The organism is Aeromonas sp. Y318-3 (assembly GCF_027706185.1).
Taxonomy (GTDB): domain Bacteria; phylum Pseudomonadota; class Gammaproteobacteria; order Enterobacterales; family Aeromonadaceae; genus Aeromonas; species Aeromonas veronii.
The window spans coordinates 50,817-65,512 of record NZ_JAPDCN010000020.1 but is presented as its reverse complement, the minus strand read 5'-3'; the positions used below and the strand labels follow the sequence as shown (position 1 = coordinate 65,512).

General features: G+C 58.2%; 14 protein-coding genes. 6 read left to right on the top strand and 8 right to left on the bottom strand.

The genetic code is table 11. The annotated features are described in order from the left end of the window. Positions 1 to 157: 157 nt before the first annotated feature. From OKB77_RS21030 to OKB77_RS21020, 3 genes are read right to left on the bottom strand one after another with little or no spacing between them, the layout of a single operon-like run. The gene (locus tag OKB77_RS21030; protein WP_005339311.1) at positions 158 to 892 is read right to left on the bottom strand and encodes an amino acid ABC transporter ATP-binding protein; all 735 of its coding nucleotides are present in this window, start codon (positions 890 to 892) and stop codon (positions 158 to 160) included. Positions 893 to 904: 12 nt separating this feature from the next. Further along, positions 905 to 1,573, bottom strand: coding sequence for an amino acid ABC transporter permease (locus tag OKB77_RS21025; protein WP_019445518.1), 669 nt, complete (start codon positions 1,571 to 1,573; stop codon positions 905 to 907). Next, entirely contained in the window at positions 1,574 to 2,332 is a 759-nt protein-coding gene (locus OKB77_RS21020) for an amino acid ABC transporter substrate-binding protein (RefSeq protein WP_005339308.1), read from the bottom strand. 311 nt (positions 2,333 to 2,643) lie between these two features. On the opposite strand from OKB77_RS21020, the gene dnaA reads away from it, so the two are divergent. From dnaA to gyrB, 4 genes are all read left to right on the top strand, one after another. Next, the gene (gene dnaA / locus OKB77_RS21015) at positions 2,644 to 4,014 is read left to right on the top strand and encodes a chromosomal replication initiator protein DnaA (protein ID WP_005339307.1); all 1,371 of its coding nucleotides are present in this window, start codon (positions 2,644 to 2,646) and stop codon (positions 4,012 to 4,014) included. An 83-nt stretch (positions 4,015 to 4,097) separates the two neighbouring features. Beyond that, the gene (gene dnaN / locus OKB77_RS21010; protein ID WP_005339306.1) at positions 4,098 to 5,201 is read left to right on the top strand and encodes a DNA polymerase III subunit beta; all 1,104 of its coding nucleotides are present in this window, start codon (positions 4,098 to 4,100) and stop codon (positions 5,199 to 5,201) included. Positions 5,202 to 5,203: 2 nt separating this feature from the next. Next, positions 5,204 to 6,307, top strand: a complete 1,104-nt coding sequence (recF, locus tag OKB77_RS21005) for a DNA replication/repair protein RecF (RefSeq protein ID WP_005339305.1) — start codon at positions 5,204 to 5,206, stop codon at positions 6,305 to 6,307. Beyond that, on the top strand, positions 6,304 to 8,715 hold the full coding sequence (gyrB, locus tag OKB77_RS21000; RefSeq protein WP_005357188.1) for a DNA topoisomerase (ATP-hydrolyzing) subunit B: 2,412 nt from the start codon (positions 6,304 to 6,306) through the stop codon (positions 8,713 to 8,715). The genes recF and gyrB overlap by 4 nt, the downstream gene beginning before the upstream one ends. A 118-nt stretch (positions 8,716 to 8,833) precedes the next feature. Here the strand turns inward: gyrB and OKB77_RS20995 are convergent, their stop codons facing one another. From OKB77_RS20995 to OKB77_RS20980, 4 genes are all read right to left on the bottom strand, one after another. Continuing rightward, entirely contained in the window at positions 8,834 to 9,211 is a 378-nt protein-coding gene (locus tag OKB77_RS20995) for a VOC family protein (RefSeq protein ID WP_257687323.1), read from the bottom strand. A 66-nt stretch (positions 9,212 to 9,277) separates the two neighbouring features. Then, positions 9,278 to 9,982 (bottom strand): helix-turn-helix transcriptional regulator, encoded by a 705-nt coding sequence (locus OKB77_RS20990; RefSeq protein ID WP_265776385.1) that lies wholly within the window; start codon positions 9,980 to 9,982, stop codon positions 9,278 to 9,280. Between the two features lie 65 nt (positions 9,983 to 10,047). After that, positions 10,048 to 11,007, bottom strand: coding sequence for a helix-turn-helix domain-containing protein (locus tag OKB77_RS20985; protein ID WP_265776384.1), 960 nt, complete (start codon positions 11,005 to 11,007; stop codon positions 10,048 to 10,050). Between the two features lie 91 nt (positions 11,008 to 11,098). Beyond that, positions 11,099 to 11,869 (bottom strand): MBL fold metallo-hydrolase, encoded by a 771-nt coding sequence (locus tag OKB77_RS20980; RefSeq protein WP_150390022.1) that lies wholly within the window; start codon positions 11,867 to 11,869, stop codon positions 11,099 to 11,101. A 281-nt stretch (positions 11,870 to 12,150) separates the two neighbouring features. Between OKB77_RS20980 and OKB77_RS20975 the strand changes: the two genes are divergently transcribed. Further along, entirely contained in the window at positions 12,151 to 12,564 is a 414-nt protein-coding gene (locus OKB77_RS20975) for an Hsp20 family protein (protein WP_005339298.1), read from the top strand. Positions 12,565 to 12,656: 92 nt separating this feature from the next. Next, the gene (locus OKB77_RS20970; RefSeq protein ID WP_005339297.1) at positions 12,657 to 13,097 is read left to right on the top strand and encodes an Hsp20 family protein; all 441 of its coding nucleotides are present in this window, start codon (positions 12,657 to 12,659) and stop codon (positions 13,095 to 13,097) included. A 72-nt stretch (positions 13,098 to 13,169) separates the two neighbouring features. Here the strand turns inward: OKB77_RS20970 and OKB77_RS20965 are convergent, their stop codons facing one another. Beyond that, positions 13,170 to 14,420 carry a valine--pyruvate transaminase gene (locus OKB77_RS20965; protein ID WP_150390021.1) on the bottom strand — a complete coding sequence of 417 codons (1,251 nt, stop codon included), beginning with the start codon at positions 14,418 to 14,420 and terminating at the stop codon, positions 13,170 to 13,172. Positions 14,421 to 14,696: the final 276 nt, after the last annotated feature.

The window sequence follows — 14,696 nt, the reverse complement described above, 5'->3', positions numbered from 1 at the left end:
GTCAATCCGCCGTTCCCTCTCATCCTGCCATGGCCTTGAAAAGGCCACTGCCGAGCGTGAGGATCCAGAGGATCAAGGGCTCCGGATTATACTGGCAACCCGGGGTTAAACAAGGGATCCCTCAATAAAAAAGGCGGCCAGGCCGCCAAAGAGAGAGCTATTTAAGGACTTTCCGCAAGAACTCCCGGGTACGGGGATCCTTGGGATCGACCAATATCTGATCCGGCGGGCCTTGCTCGACGATCCGCCCTCCTTCCATGAAGATCACCCGATCGGCAACATCACGAGCAAATTCAATCTCATGAGTCACCACCACCATGGTCTGGTGCTGGCGGGCCAACTCTTTCATCAGTCCCAAAACCTCGTCGACCCACTCGGGATCGAGGGCCGAGGTGGGCTCGTCAAACAGGATCACCTTGGAGTGGGCCGCCATGGCGCGGCCAATGCCGACCCGTTGCTGCTGGCCGCCGGAGAGGGAGGCCGGATAGGCATCCTGCTTGTCGGCGAGGCCAATGTCCTTGAGGATGCCGAGTGCTGTGGCACGGGCCTCCGCTTTTGGCTGCTTCCAGACGGTGATCAGCCCTTCGGCGATGTTGTCGAGCGCCGTCTTGTTGGCAAACAGGGCATAATTCTGGAACACGAAGGAGGCCCGCTTGCGCAGCTCGATCGCCTGCTGTTCGCTGGCCTTGGCCAGATTCAGCTCAAGATCGTCGATGGCAAGGGTGCCCGCATCCGGGGTCTCCAGCAGGTTCAGGCAGCGCAACAGGGTTGACTTGCCGGTGCCAGAGGGGCCGATGATGACGACAATTTCCCCCTTTTTGACCTCCAAATCGATGCCGTTGAGTACCTGATTGCCGTGATATGCCTTGGAGAGGCCGGTTAGCTTGATCATGAACGCCCTCCTTTAATAGGCACGGTTGAGACGGACTTCCAGCAGATGCTGCAAGCGGGTAAAGAAGATCACCACCACCCAGTAGATCAGCGCTACCGCCATAAAGCTCTCGAAGAACTTGAAGGAGGAGGAGGCTTCCATCTGCGCCTTGCCCATGATCTCGGCCACCCCCAGGGTGAAGGCCAGCGAGGTGCTCTTGATCATATCGATGAAGTAGTTCATCAGCGACGGGGTGGCGATGCGTGCCGCCTGCGGCAGGATGATCCGCTGCATCGCCTGATAACGGCTCATGCCGATACTGAGCGCTGCTTCCATCTGGCTTTTGTGAATGCCGAGGATGGCTGCGCGGATCGACTCGGCCATATAGGCGGCGAAGTGCAGGGTCAGACCGACGATGGCGGCGGTAAAGGCATCCATCCCCACGAATATCGGGAACAGTTGCGGCAGTCCGTAGTAGAGCAGGAACAGCTGAACGAGTAGCGGTGTACCCCGAAAGAACGAGATATAGAGCATCGCCAGCCAGTGAATCGCGGGGACGCGAAACACCCGTACTATCGCCAGGGCCAGCGAGAGTACGAGTGCCAGCACGAATCCCCACAGGGCCATTTCCATCGTGGTGCCCAGATATTTGAGCAGGATGGGAAACAGCCCCAGCGTGTATTCGAGGTCAAATTCCATCATTTATTTGTCGGTGATGTCGGAAGCGAACCATTTCTCGGAGATCTGACGCAGGGAGCCATCCTTGCGCATGGCGGTCAGGGCCTCGTCGACCTTCTTCAGCAGTGCCTGTTTCTCCGGGGTCTTCAGGAAGGGCAGGGCGTTCTCGATAGTCTCGAACGGTGCGCCAGCCTGTTGCAGCGGCAGCTTGGACTCTTTGATCAGCTGGGCGGTGGAGACGCGGTCCATCACGAAGGCGTCGATGCGACCCAGGGCGACATCCTGCTCGAAGGCGGAGTCATAGGTGCGGATATCGATCTTCTTGTTCGGGTCATTCTTGCGCAGCAGCTCTTCGAAGTTGGAACCCAGGTTCACGGCCACCTTCTTGCCTTCCAGATCCTTGATACCGTGGATGGTGCTGTTGCCCTTGCGTACCACAATCTGGGCGCCGTCATAGACGTAAGGCTGGGAGAAGTCGTACTTCGCCTTGCGCTCGTCGGTGATGGTGATCTGGTTGGAGATAGTATCTATGCGGCCGGTTTCCAGCATGCCGAACAGGCCGGAGAAGCTGGCGGTCACGAATTCGACCTTGTAGCCGGTACGCTCGCCGATCTGGTTCCACATATCCACTTCAAAGCCTTGTAGCTTGTCCTGCTTGACGAAGGTGAACGGGAAATATTTGCCAGACATGCCGACCTTGATGGTCTCCTGGGCGATGGCCTGACCGGACAGGGTGGCGAGCAGGATGGCTGCGCCGGAAATCAGTTTGATGGATGTTTTCATGGTGTTTCTCTCTCTCAATGTCTTGTATTTGTAGTTGTAATAACTGGTTTGGCCCTGATGTTATTGGAATAAAATTTAAAAAATAAATGACATTTGGTTATATGAAATAACAGGAGAGAAGCTCGGGATCGACCAATCCGGACGGTGGATCAAGCTGTGGGTAACTTTGGGGATGAAATCCGATCCAAAGGCGCTGGATCCTTGAAAGTCAAGGATCTTATTTGCTGGATCCACCGGGCGATGGCTGGAGATCCGGCGGCTAAAAACGTAGAATAGCCGGTCTTTAGTTAATCAATCGACAGGAGTTTAGAGTGACTGCTTCGCTATGGCAGCAGTGCCTTAACCGGCTGCAAGATGAGTTGCCCTCGGCAGAATTCAGCATGTGGATCCGGCCGCTTCAAGCGGAGTTGAGTGACAATACTCTGACCCTGTATGCACCGAATCGCTTTGTTCTGGACTGGGTACGAGACAAGTATCTCATCCGGGTTAACGGCATCATCAACGAACTCTGCGGGGTCGACGGCCCCGCCCTGCGTTTTGATATAGGCAATCGTCCCCATCCTGTTGCTGTCGCCAGAGCGCCGGTACAGGGTGCCGCGCCTGTGAATAACTTGCAGAAGAGCTGGGAAAGCAAGGCTGAAGCCAAGCCCGAGCCGAACCACAAGAGCAACACCAACGTGAACTATACCTTCGAGAATTTCGTCGAGGGTAAGTCCAACCAGTTGGCGCGTGCGGCTGCCCGTCAGGTAGCGGACAATCCGGGTGGTGCTTACAACCCGCTGTTCCTCTATGGCGGCACTGGCCTGGGTAAAACCCACCTGCTGCACGCCGTTGGCAATGCCATCAAGGAGAGTAAAAAAGATGCCAAAGTCATCTATATGCACTCCGAGCGGTTTGTTCAGGACATGGTGAAAGCGCTGCAAAACAACGCCATTGAAGAGTTCAAGCGTTACTACCGCAGCGTCGATGCCCTGCTCATCGATGACATCCAGTTCTTCGCCAACAAGGAGCGCTCCCAGGAGGAGTTCTTCCATACCTTCAATGCCTTGCTGGAAGGTAATCAGCAGATCATCCTGACCTCGGATCGCTATCCGAAGGAGATCAACGGTGTCGAGGATCGCCTCAAGTCCCGCTTCGGCTGGGGCCTGACCGTGGCGATCGAACCGCCGGAGCTGGAGACCCGCGTCGCGATCCTGATGCGCAAAGCTGATGAGAACCAGATCCATCTGCCGGACGAAGTGGCCTTCTTCATCGCCAAACGTCTGCGATCCAACGTCCGTGAACTGGAAGGCGCCCTCAACCGGGTGATCGCCAACGCCAACTTCACCGGCCGTGCCATCAACATCGATTTCGTGCGCGAAGCGCTGCGCGACCTGTTGGCACTGCAGGAGAAGCTGGTCACCATCGACAATATCCAGAAGACGGTGGCGGAGTACTACAAGATCAAGCTGGCGGATCTGCTCTCCAAGCGTCGTTCCCGCTCCGTTGCCCGTCCACGCCAGCTGGCGATGGCACTGGCCAAGGAGCTGACCAACCACAGTTTGCCGGAGATAGGTGATGCCTTTGGTGGCCGTGACCACACTACCGTTCTTCATGCCTGCCGCAAGATCGAGCAGTTGAAGGAGGAGAGTCACGACATCAAGGAGGACTATTCCAACCTGATCCGTACCCTTTCTTCCTGATAACGGAATCGAGTGGACAGATGCAGCGCGAATATTCCAACCTGATCCGAATCTTTTCCTCCTAATCACAACGGAGAGCACAGATGCAGCTCGAAATTAGCCGTGAGGCCCTGTTACGTCCTCTGCAACTGGTGTCCGGCGCCCTCGGCGGCCGACCGACCCTGCCGATCCTCGGCAACGTGCTGCTTGATGTCAGCAACGGTCTGCTGTCACTGACCGGCACCGATCTCGAAGTAGAGATGATCGGTCAGGTCTATCTGAACGGGGCCAGCGAAGATGGCCGCACCACAGTACCGGCGCGCAAGCTGCTGGATATCTGCCGTGGTCTGCCGGAAGGCGCCGAGATCCGTCTCAATACCGAAGGCGAGCGCCTGATCATCCGGTCCGGTCGCTCCCGCTTCAACCTCTCGACCCTGCCGGCGACCGAGTATCCGAACATCGAGGATTGGGAATCCGTGCTCGAGTTCGATATCAGCCAGCTGGAGCTGAAGAAGCTGATCGATGCGACCCAGTTCTCCATGGCCAGCCAGGACGTGCGTTACTACCTGAACGGCATGCTGTTCGAGAGCGAAGGTCACGGTCTGCGCACCGTGGCGACCGACGGTCACCGTCTGGCCACCTGCCGCCGCGAGGTAGTAGGGGAATCGCTGCCCGATCATCAAGTTATCCTGCCGCGCAAAGGGGTACTGGAGCTGGTGCGTCTGTTGGAAGCAGAAGACAAGCCGGTGCGGCTGCAGATCGGCCGCAGCAACCTGCGTGCTGCCCTCGACGGCTTCATCTTCACCTCCAAGCTGGTGGATGGCCGCTTCCCGGACTGGCGCCGCGTCATTCCGCGCAACAGCGACAAGGCCCTGATCGCCGGCCGTGAGGATCTGCGTCAGGCGTTTGCCCGCGCCGCCATCCTCTCCAACGAGAAATTCCGTGGGGTGCGTCTCAATCTGCAGGAAAACCTGCTGCGCATCACCGCCAACAACCCGGAACAGGAAGAAGCCGAAGAGCTGCTTGACGTACAATATGCCGCTGGCGAGATGGAGATCGGCTTTAACGTCTCTTATGTGCTCGACGTGCTGAATACGTTAAAATGTGACCAAATTCGTATTAGCCTGAGCGATTCCATCAGCAGTGCCATTATTGAGGATTTTGAACATCAGGATGCTCAGTACGTGGTGATGCCGATGCGGATCTAGTCGTGTCCCTGGTCAAACTCCAGCTCAGCGACTTTCGCAATATCCAGCAAGCCAGTCTCAAGCTGTCGCCCGGCCTCAACATTCTGGTCGGGTGCAATGGCAGCGGCAAGACCAGCGTGCTGGAAGCCATTCACTACCTTGGGCTGGGGCGCTCCTTTCGCACTCATTTGACCGGGCGGGTAATCCGCCAGGGGGAGAGGGCCTTTACCCTGTTTGCCCAGTGTGAGCTGGAGGGGCGTCAGGTTCCGATCGGTCTTGCCAAAGACAAGAGTGGCGAGACCCAGCTCAAGATTGCCGGGGCGCAGGCCCAGCGGCTGGCCGATTTGGCGGAGCTGTTGCCGGTGCAGTTGATCCATCCCGATGGTTTCAACCTGCTGACGGGCGGGCCTCAGGCTCGCCGCGCCTGGCTCGATTGGGGCGTTTTCCATCAGGAGCCGACCTTCTTTGCCCTGTGGGGGCGAGTGCGGCGGCTGCTGAAACAGCGCAATGCGCTGCTGCGCCAGAGCACCCAGTACCGCCAGCTGGCGTTCTGGGATCAGGAGCTGGTGCGGCTGGGGGGTGAGCTGGCCGAGTTTCGCGCCAGTTATTGTCAGGCCATTACGCCCCTGATCAAGGAGATGACGGCGGATTTTCTGCCGGAATTCGATATCAGTCTCGGCTTTTACCGAGGCTGGGAGAAAGATACTCCCCTCGGCGATCTGCTGGAGGCGGGGTTTGAGCGGGATCGGGCGCTGGGCTATACCGGTGTCGGTCCACAGAAAGCCGATGTGCGCCTCAAGGCGAACGGGGTACCCGCTCAGGATATTTTGTCCCGGGGTCAGCTGAAGTTGCTGGTCTGCGCCATGCGACTGGCCCAAGGGCTCTATTTGAATCAACATAGCAGCCGTGGCTGTATTTTTTTAATTGACGATTTTGCCTCTGAACTGGATGTCGACAAGCGCCGCTTGCTGGCCGCAAGGCTGAAGCAGTGTGCGTCCCAGGTGTTTATCACCGCCATCGACACCGGTCAGCTCGCAGACATGATGGATGCGAATGACTGCAAGTTGTTCCACGTGGAACAGGGTAAAATCTCCGAAACGTTAGAGAAGGCAGAGAGTAAGCTATGAGTGAAAATACTTACGACTCCTCGAATATCAAGGTGCTGAAGGGCCTGGATGCGGTCCGCAAGCGCCCGGGGATGTATATCGGCGATACGGATGATGGCTCGGGTCTGCACCACATGGTGTTCGAGGTCGTCGATAACTCCATTGACGAGGCGCTCGCTGGCTACTGCTCCGATATTCTGGTCAAGATCCATTCCGACGGTTCTGTCTCTGTGCGTGACAATGGCCGGGGTATCCCGGTAGACATGCACGAGGAGGAGGGCCGCTCCGCCGCAGAGGTCATCATGACCGTGCTGCACGCAGGCGGTAAGTTTGATGACAACTCCTACAAGGTATCCGGCGGCCTGCATGGCGTGGGTGTCTCCGTCGTTAACGCGCTCTCTGACAAGCTGTTGCTGACCATTCGTCGTAATGGCCACGTCTACGAACAGACCTATCATCTGGGTGAGCCGCAAGCGCCGCTCAAGCAGATTGGCGACAGCACCGGCACCGGTACTGAAGTTCGTTTCTGGCCGAGCCCTGCCATTTTCAGCGATACCCTGTTCCACTACGAGATCCTGGCCAAGCGCCTGCGCGAGCTCTCCTTCCTCAACTCCGGTGTCTCCATCCGTCTGCAAGACGAGCGTGATGGCCGCGAGGCGCATTTCTGCTACGAGGGTGGCATCAAGGCGTTCGTTGAATACCTGAACCAGAACAAGACCCCGATCCACCCGAAGGTGTTCCATTTCACCACCGAGCAGGATGGTATCGGCGTTGAAGTGGCGATGCAGTGGAACGACGCCTATCAGGAAGGGGTCTACTGCTTCACCAACAACATCCCGCAGCGGGATGGTGGTACTCACCTCGTTGGCTTCCGTACCGCGCTGACCCGTACTCTGAACTCCTATATGGATAAAGAGGACTACAGCAAGAAGGCCAAGTCTGCCGCCAGTGGCGACGACGTACGTGAAGGTCTGATTGCCGTTATCTCCGTCAAGGTGCCGGATCCCAAGTTCTCCTCCCAGACCAAGGACAAGCTGGTCTCTTCCGAAGTGAAGACCGCCGTTGAACAGGCGATGGGTGAGAAGCTGGCCGACTTCCTGCTGGAAAACCCGGGCGATGCCAAGATCGTGGTCAACAAGATCATCGATGCGGCCCGTGCCCGTGAAGCGGCCCGCAAGGCTCGCGAACTGACCCGCCGCAAAGGCGCGCTGGATATCGCCGGTCTGCCCGGCAAGCTGGCTGACTGTCAGGAAAAAGACCCGGCTCTCTCCGAACTCTACATAGTGGAAGGGGACTCTGCTGGCGGTTCCGCCAAGCAGGGTCGCAACCGTAAGAACCAGGCCATCCTGCCGCTCAAGGGCAAGATCCTGAACGTGGAGAAGGCCCGTTTCGACAAGATGATCTCCTCGCAAGAGGTGGGCACCCTGATCACCGCACTGGGCTGCGGTATCGGTCGTGACGAGTACAACCCGGACAAGTTGCGTTATCACAACATCATCATCATGACCGATGCGGACGTCGATGGTGCGCACATCCGAACCCTGCTGCTGACCTTCTTCTATCGTCAGATGCCGGAAATCATCGAACGTGGCTACGTCTACATCGCCCAGCCGCCGCTCTACAAGGTGAAGAAGGGCAAGCAGGAGCAGTACCTGAAAGACGAAGACGCGCTGCTGCAGTACCAGACCGCCATGGCGCTGGATGGTGCCACCCTGCACGTTAACGAGTCTGCCCCGGCTATCGGTGGCGAGGCACTGGAGCGCCTGGTCAACCAGCACCGCTCGGTGACTCACCTGATCACCCGCATGTCTCGTCGTGCGCCGGAAGCCGTGCTGACCCAGCTGATCTATCAGCCGGAGTTGAACGAAGCGCTGCTGAACAGCGAGAGCGATCTGCTGGCCTGGTGTCAGGGGATGGAAGCCGTGCTCAACGAGAGCAACCACGGTATCCAGTACCAGATCCAGGTTCGTCGTGATGAAGAGCGCAGCCTGTACGTGCCGCACGCCGTGGTACGTCAGCATGGTGTTGACCGCGAATATCCGCTCAGCTACGACTTCCTGCAGTCCGGTGAGTACCGTCAGTTGGTTTCGCTGGGCAAGGAGATCGCCAACCTGATCGAGGAAGGTGGTTTCATCAAGCGTGGCGAGAAGGTCAAACCGGTTGCCAACTTTGTGGAAGCCGTCGAGTGGCTGATGGGCGAAGGCAAACGCGGCATCTATATCCAGCGCTATAAAGGGCTGGGTGAGATGAACCCGGACCAGCTGTGGGAAACCACCATGGATCCGGAAGCCCGCCGAATGCTGCGCGTCACCATCGACGATGCTGTCGGTGCTGACCAGCTCTTCTCCACCCTGATGGGTGATGCCGTTGAGCCCCGTCGTGACTTTATCGAGACCAACGCCCTGCGCGTGGCCAACCTCGACGTCTAATCGGCACAGTCAGACAGCAAAAAGCCGCTCCTTGTGAGCGGCTTTTTTTATTTTCAGGGGCGGGGAAATGGCACGTTCCACGTGAAACATGAAACTGCTTGGTGTTGATGGTTATAACTCAGCTCAGTTCTGGTGCCAGGCAGTAGAGTCGCAGGCGATGGCCATCGGGATCAACAGCCATGCCGGTATAGCCAAACTCCATCCGGGTTGGTTGCTGGAGGATGGTCAGGCCACGAGCTTGCCACTCTGACAAGCCAGAATCGACACTGGTTTCATCAGGCAGCGAGAAGGCCAGTTCCATGGCGCCAGCACTTTGGGTAACGGCTGGCTCGACGGTGGTACTGGACCAGAGCGCCAGTCTGGCGCCTGACTCGAATACGAACATGGCAAAGGTAGGTGACTCCTCCACCGGCTGGCGACCGAACAGCTCTCGGTAGAAGAGCGCGCTGCGGGTCGGGTTGGCAACGTAGAGGATGGTGAACTGGGGGACTAACATGGTGATGCTCCTTGCTGATGAGATGGCGCATCGGCGCCGACCCCGTCAGCATGGCGCTACCTGCTGTCAGTTTCTGTCAGCAATGAATCTGGGTTGCGGGATCTGCTGGGTGGCGCGCCACTCCTTCAGCAGGCTCTCTCTGCTTTTTGGATAGCGGCAATCTTGTGGCTGCATCCGGGTGATGCGATCGACCCGAAAGTGGCGAAAGCCCTGACGCAGTTCGCACCAGGCCACCAGTACCCGTACCTGTTCGAAGTAGCCTAGAGCAAAGGGCCAGACGGTGCGCTCAGAGGCCTCATCCTTGAGATCCCGATAGATCAGGGTCACCTTACGTTGCTGGCGGATGGCACTGCGCAGGGGGGCTTCATCGGTGAGGCTGTCGCTGCGGGAGGTGCCGATCAGCAGGGCATTGCTCTGGAGCTGCTGGCGATAGTCGGCGGGCAGCACGGCTTCTATCTTGGCCAGCGCACTGCTGGCCGATGCACTCAAGGCTCCGTCACCGTGGGCGACTACCCAACGCGAACCAAGCACCAGTGCATCCAGCTCCTCTTCACTGAACATCAGTGGCGGCAGCATGAAGCCGGGACGCAGCACATAGCCGATCCCTGGTTCACCCTCGATATGGGCACCTTGCGCCTGCAGGGTGGCGATATCCCGATAGAGGGTGCGCAGGCTGATGCCAAGCTGGCTGGCCAGTTCTGTGCCAGTGATGGCGTAACGGTGGCCGCGCAGCAGCTGGAGCAGGGCCAGCAGGCGTTCGGAACGGGACATGGGATGACTCCTCGGGATTTCTGGTTAGCCTGCCATAGCGGAGTGAGCGGGTATAGAGGATGTCATCAGACGTTGTTGCCGCGAAAAGATCGTCGCCACTCGCTGGGGGAGATGGCAAAGCGGGCACGGAAGTGGTTGCGCAGGGAGGTGGCACTCTTGAAGCCAACCAGCTCGGCTATGCGGTCGATGGAATGGCCGCTTACCTCCAGCAGCTCCTGACTGCGCCTGAGCCGCTCCGCCAGCAGCCATTCACCCACCGAGAGGCCGGTAGCCTGATGAAAGCGGCGGGTAAAGGTGCGTCGGCTCATCAGGGTATGGGCCGCCAAAGAATCCAGGGTATGGGGCTCTGCCAGATGAGCACGCAGGTGATCGAGCAACTGGTTCATCCGGACATCGCGGGTGGAGGCGGGTACCGGCTGCTCGATAAACTGGGCCTGGCCCCCTTCCCGGTGGGGCGGGATCACTAGCCGCCGCGCCACCTTGTTGGCGATGGCTGAGCCGTGGTACTGGCGCACCAGATAGAGGCAGCAGTCCAGCCCGGCGGCAGTGCCTGCCGAGGTGACCAGCCCATCGTCATCCACATAGAGGGCGTTGGTATCAAGCTGCACGCAGGGAAAGCGGTGGCAGAAATCCTGCTCATACTCCCAGTGGGTCGATGCTTTGCGACCATTAAGTAGTCCGGCGTAGGCGAGCACATAGGTGCCAAGACAGAGCCCGACCAGTCGGGCGCCTCTGGCTCTGGCGGCAATCAGGGCATCGAGCAACGCAGCGGGTGGCCGTGCTGCCGGGTCGTGCCAGAAGGGGATAACGATGATCTCCGCCTCGGCCAGCACCTCCAGCCCATGGGGCGCCTGAATGGTGAAGCCTTGCGCCGAGTGTGCGTGGCGGTTGCCATCACCGCAGCAGATCTTGAGCTCGAACAGCGGCTGGCCCGGCAGGATATCGCCGAAGATGAGGCAGGGAACGGCGCAGTGAAAAGGGCTGAAGTGATCGAAGGTCACCACGGCAACGATCGGGGTGGGCATTATGTTGGCTCCTCTCTGTGCGCAGACCACTCATCATAAGCGTCTGACAGTGAAAGCCGAAGGGCCATGTCTGGCATGGCCCCCCTGCGGATCACAGCGATATCGCCTCGCCATCTTCCGGCACCCGTACCCGATCCATCATGCCCCGTTTCGCCAGATAGTTGCGCAGCTCCTGGCGTGACAGCACGGCGTGGTTGACCGCCTCCATATGGCTGGCGATCAGCGTGGCTTGCGGTGCAGCCTGATAAACGGCGGCGACATCCTCCTTGCCCATGATGATGGAACCGAGTCCGGGCACCTGTGCATCGCCGCAGTTGAGGATGATGACCTCGGGTTGATGCTGTTGCAGGGCTTGTTCGACCGAGGGATGCCAGATGGTATCACCGGCCAGATAGAGGCTCTGTTCATCGGGATGGGAGAAGACCACGCCGCATACCTCTCCCATGCGCTCACCCAGTACCGCCATCAACGGGTCGCTGCCGTGCTGGCCACCGGTCTGTTGCAGGCGAATGCCGGCAAACTCGGGCTGGTCGCTCAGCAGCCGCACATCCTCAAAGCCACTGGCACGAATGGCATCAGCATCTTTCTGATGTTGTACCAAGAGCGGCAGATGTTTGGGGATCAGAGCTCTGGCGGCATCATCCCAGTGGTCGGGATGGTCGTGGGTGACGATCACTGCGTCCACATCGACCAGCTCATCGATCGGTAGCGGCAGCTCGACCAGCGGATTGCGCAGCTGGCTGTTGGCGGTGCCCTCAAAGCCGGGGAAGGCCCCCTTGGCCGAGAGCATGGGGTCGATCAGAAAGCGGGTGCCGGCATAGTCGAGCAGCAAGGTGGCGTTGCGAACCTGGGTAATCTTCATGGGATGGCTCCATGTTGGCTGGTGGATATGCAACCAATTATGGGGTGCGGAGCGCATTGCCATCAGTGGCCCACGGGTCGATTATCATCACTATCGGGCCAACAGGTTGATGTTCTACAGGTCGGCACGGCCATTTTAAAAATTTGAAAAAAATCCCCTTGAAAGGAAAAAGTGAGCCCCTATATAGGTAACAAGGCCGGAACGCTCGACAGAGGTTTCGACCAGGCGCCCGTCCATCAGGAGGGCAAACAATCCGTTATCGCTCACAAGAGGGTAATACTATGCGTTCTATCGACTTTTCTCCGCTCTATCGTTCTGCCATCGGTTTCGATCGTCTGGCCAATCTCATCGAATCTGCGGCCAGCAATGGCAATGCCGGTTATCCCCCTTACAACATCGAGCAGCTGGGTGACAACGATTACCGCATCAGCATGGCGGTGGCGGGCTTTACCCAGGAAGAGCTGGAGCTGAGCTTTCAGGAAAATCTGCTGACGGTGAAGGGCAACAAGCAGGCCGACACCGGGCGCAACTATCTCTATCAGGGGATCGCCGAACGTGGTTTCGAGCGCCGCTTCCAGCTGGCCGACTATGTGCGGGTGAAAGGGGCCGACCTGAAAAACGGCTTGCTGCACATCGAGCTTGTGCGTGAAGTGCCCGAGGCGATGAAGCCGCGCAAGATAGAGATCAACGGCTGATAGCTCGAATTCACTGAAATTTTAAAATTTCCCGGGTGCCGATAACGGGCCTGTGGAGAGTTGAACCTGTTGCTTATTAGAAGGATAGGATTATGCGTAACCTCGATTTTTCTCATCTCTATTCCAACGCCGTCGGCTTCGAGCGGATGGCCCGCGAGCTGGAAGGTCTGTTCGAGCAGAAGACCGCCGCTTACCCCCCGTACAACATTGAAAAGCGCGATCAGGATGGCTATCGCATCACGGTCGCCGTGGCTGGCTTCGAGCGCGAAGAGCTGGAGCTGGAGACCGAAAACGGTACCCTCAAGGTGAAGGGGCGCAAAGGGGCTGCGGCCGGTGAGCGTCAGTTCCTCCATCAGGGGATTGCCGAGCGTGACTTCGAGCTCGCCTTCAAGCTGAGCCAGCACGTGGAAGTGCAGGGTGCCAAGCTGGAGCATGGTCTGCTGACCATCGATCTGGCGCGCGAATTGCCGGAGGCGCTCAAGCCCCGCGCCATCCCCATCGGTAAGCCCGAGCAACTGGCGTTGCCCGGTTAAGCAAACCGGATCGCGATAAACAATAAAGGCCTGCATCTGCAGGCCTTTCTGTTTTTGTATCGCCGGATTGGATTAACCAGCGTAGAGGGCGTTGATTTCATCGGCCAGAATAGCGATGCCGCGACGCACCAGCTTCTCGCTCTGGGAGTAGTTGAGGCGAATGCACTCCTGGCTGTGACGCCACTCGGGGTCATCGATGCCGGGGAAGAAGTAGTGACCCGGCACGATCAGCAGGTTTTTCGCCTTCAGTCGCTCGTACAGCTCCTGACAGTGGATCGGCAAGCCTTCAAACCAGAGCCAGAGGAAGAGGGCCCCTTCTGGTTTGTGAATGTGGAAGCGCGGGTCGGGGATCGCTTCGCGCAGCAGCTGCACCGCCAGCTCTGCCTTTTGCTGATAGAAGGGTTTCACCACCTGTTCGCTGAGGGCGATGATATCGCCGCTCTCGATCATCGGGATGGTGATGGCGGGCCCCAGACTGCCCGGCGCCAGATTGATGATGCCGCTCAGGTTGGTGATGGCCTGAATGATCTTCTCGTCGGCGATGACGATGCCGCAGCGGGTGCCCGGCAAGCCGAGCTTGGAGAGGCTCATGCAGAGGATGGTATTGGCGTTCCAGAACGGCTTTGCCTCACTGAAGATGATGCCCGGGAAGGGGACGCCGTAGGCGTTGTCGAGCAGCAGCGGGATTCCCTTGTCGCGGGCGATCTGATCGAGATGTTCGATCTCTTCGTCGGTCAGCACATTGCCGGTCGGGTTGGTCGGGCGGGAGACACAGATCACCCCGATATCGTCACCTACCTGCAGACTCTCGAAATCCACGTGGTATTTGAACTGGCCATCGGGCAGCTTCTCGATGGTGGGCTTGTAGGCCACGAAGTAGTCGTCGGCCAGCGCCGAGTCGGCATAGCCGATGTATTCGGGGGCGAGCGGGAACAGCACCTTCTTCTTGCGGCCATCGGCAAATTCACCGGCCAGCAGGTTGAACAGGTAGAAGAAGGCATTCTGACTGCCGTTGGTCAGGGCGATATTGCGGGCCGAGATGTCCCATCCCAGCTCCTTGCTGAGCAGGGCTGCCAGCGCTTTGGTGAACCTGTCTTTGCCCTGTGGGCCGTCGTAGTTGGCCATCGCTTTGACCAGCTCGCCGTTGTCGAGCAGGCTCTTGGCCTCGGCCTGAAAGCGTTCCAGCATGGCGGGGATGGGGGCTGGATTGCCGCCACCCAGCATGATGGCGTCCGGATTGGTCAGCCCCTGATTGAGGTCATCCATGAGTTGGGTAATACCGGCGTGGCGAGTGAACTTCTCGCCGAACAAGGAAAATTCCATTCAGTGACAGATCCAGATTTGAGTTACGGGGATGTAGCACCATAGCTCAGTTTAAAAGCGGGTGTCGATCAAAAAGATGGGACGTTCCACGTGGAACATGGTGCAAAAATCAAGCGTGGTTAAAAGCACCAACTGTTGGTTTAAAAATGACCGAGCGGGATGCATTTTGCGACTCAATTTGGTATCGAGATATAGTTAATTTAAACAAAATCATCATGTTATGAATTGCGTGAGGATTGGCACAACTATTGGAATAGCTATCTGGTCATCTCAACC

Bases quoted from the DNA above. Each gene is read 5' to 3' on its own strand.
- OKB77_RS20965 (WP_150390021.1), bottom strand. From the start codon at position 14,420: ATGGAATTTTCCTTGTTCGGCGAGAAGTTCACTCGCCACGCCGGTATT.
- OKB77_RS21030 (WP_005339311.1), bottom strand. From the start codon at position 892: ATGATCAAGCTAACCGGCCTCTCCAAGGCATATCACGGCAATCAGGTA.
- gyrB (WP_005357188.1), top strand. From the start codon at position 6,304: ATGAGTGAAAATACTTACGACTCCTCGAATATCAAGGTGCTGAAGGGC.
- OKB77_RS20995 (WP_257687323.1), bottom strand. From the start codon at position 9,211: ATGTTAGTCCCCCAGTTCACCATCCTCTACGTTGCCAACCCGACCCGC.
- OKB77_RS21020 (WP_005339308.1), bottom strand. From the start codon at position 2,332: ATGAAAACATCCATCAAACTGATTTCCGGCGCAGCCATCCTGCTCGCC.
- OKB77_RS21025 (WP_019445518.1), bottom strand. From the start codon at position 1,573: ATGATGGAATTTGACCTCGAATACACGCTGGGGCTGTTTCCCATCCTG.
- OKB77_RS20980 (WP_150390022.1), bottom strand. From the start codon at position 11,869: ATGAAGATTACCCAGGTTCGCAACGCCACCTTGCTGCTCGACTATGCC.
- OKB77_RS20975 (WP_005339298.1), top strand. From the start codon at position 12,151: ATGCGTTCTATCGACTTTTCTCCGCTCTATCGTTCTGCCATCGGTTTC.
- dnaN (WP_005339306.1), top strand. From the start codon at position 4,098: ATGCAGCTCGAAATTAGCCGTGAGGCCCTGTTACGTCCTCTGCAACTG.
- OKB77_RS20970 (WP_005339297.1), top strand. From the start codon at position 12,657: ATGCGTAACCTCGATTTTTCTCATCTCTATTCCAACGCCGTCGGCTTC.
- OKB77_RS20990 (WP_265776385.1), bottom strand. From the start codon at position 9,982: ATGTCCCGTTCCGAACGCCTGCTGGCCCTGCTCCAGCTGCTGCGCGGC.
- OKB77_RS20985 (WP_265776384.1), bottom strand. From the start codon at position 11,007: ATGCCCACCCCGATCGTTGCCGTGGTGACCTTCGATCACTTCAGCCCT.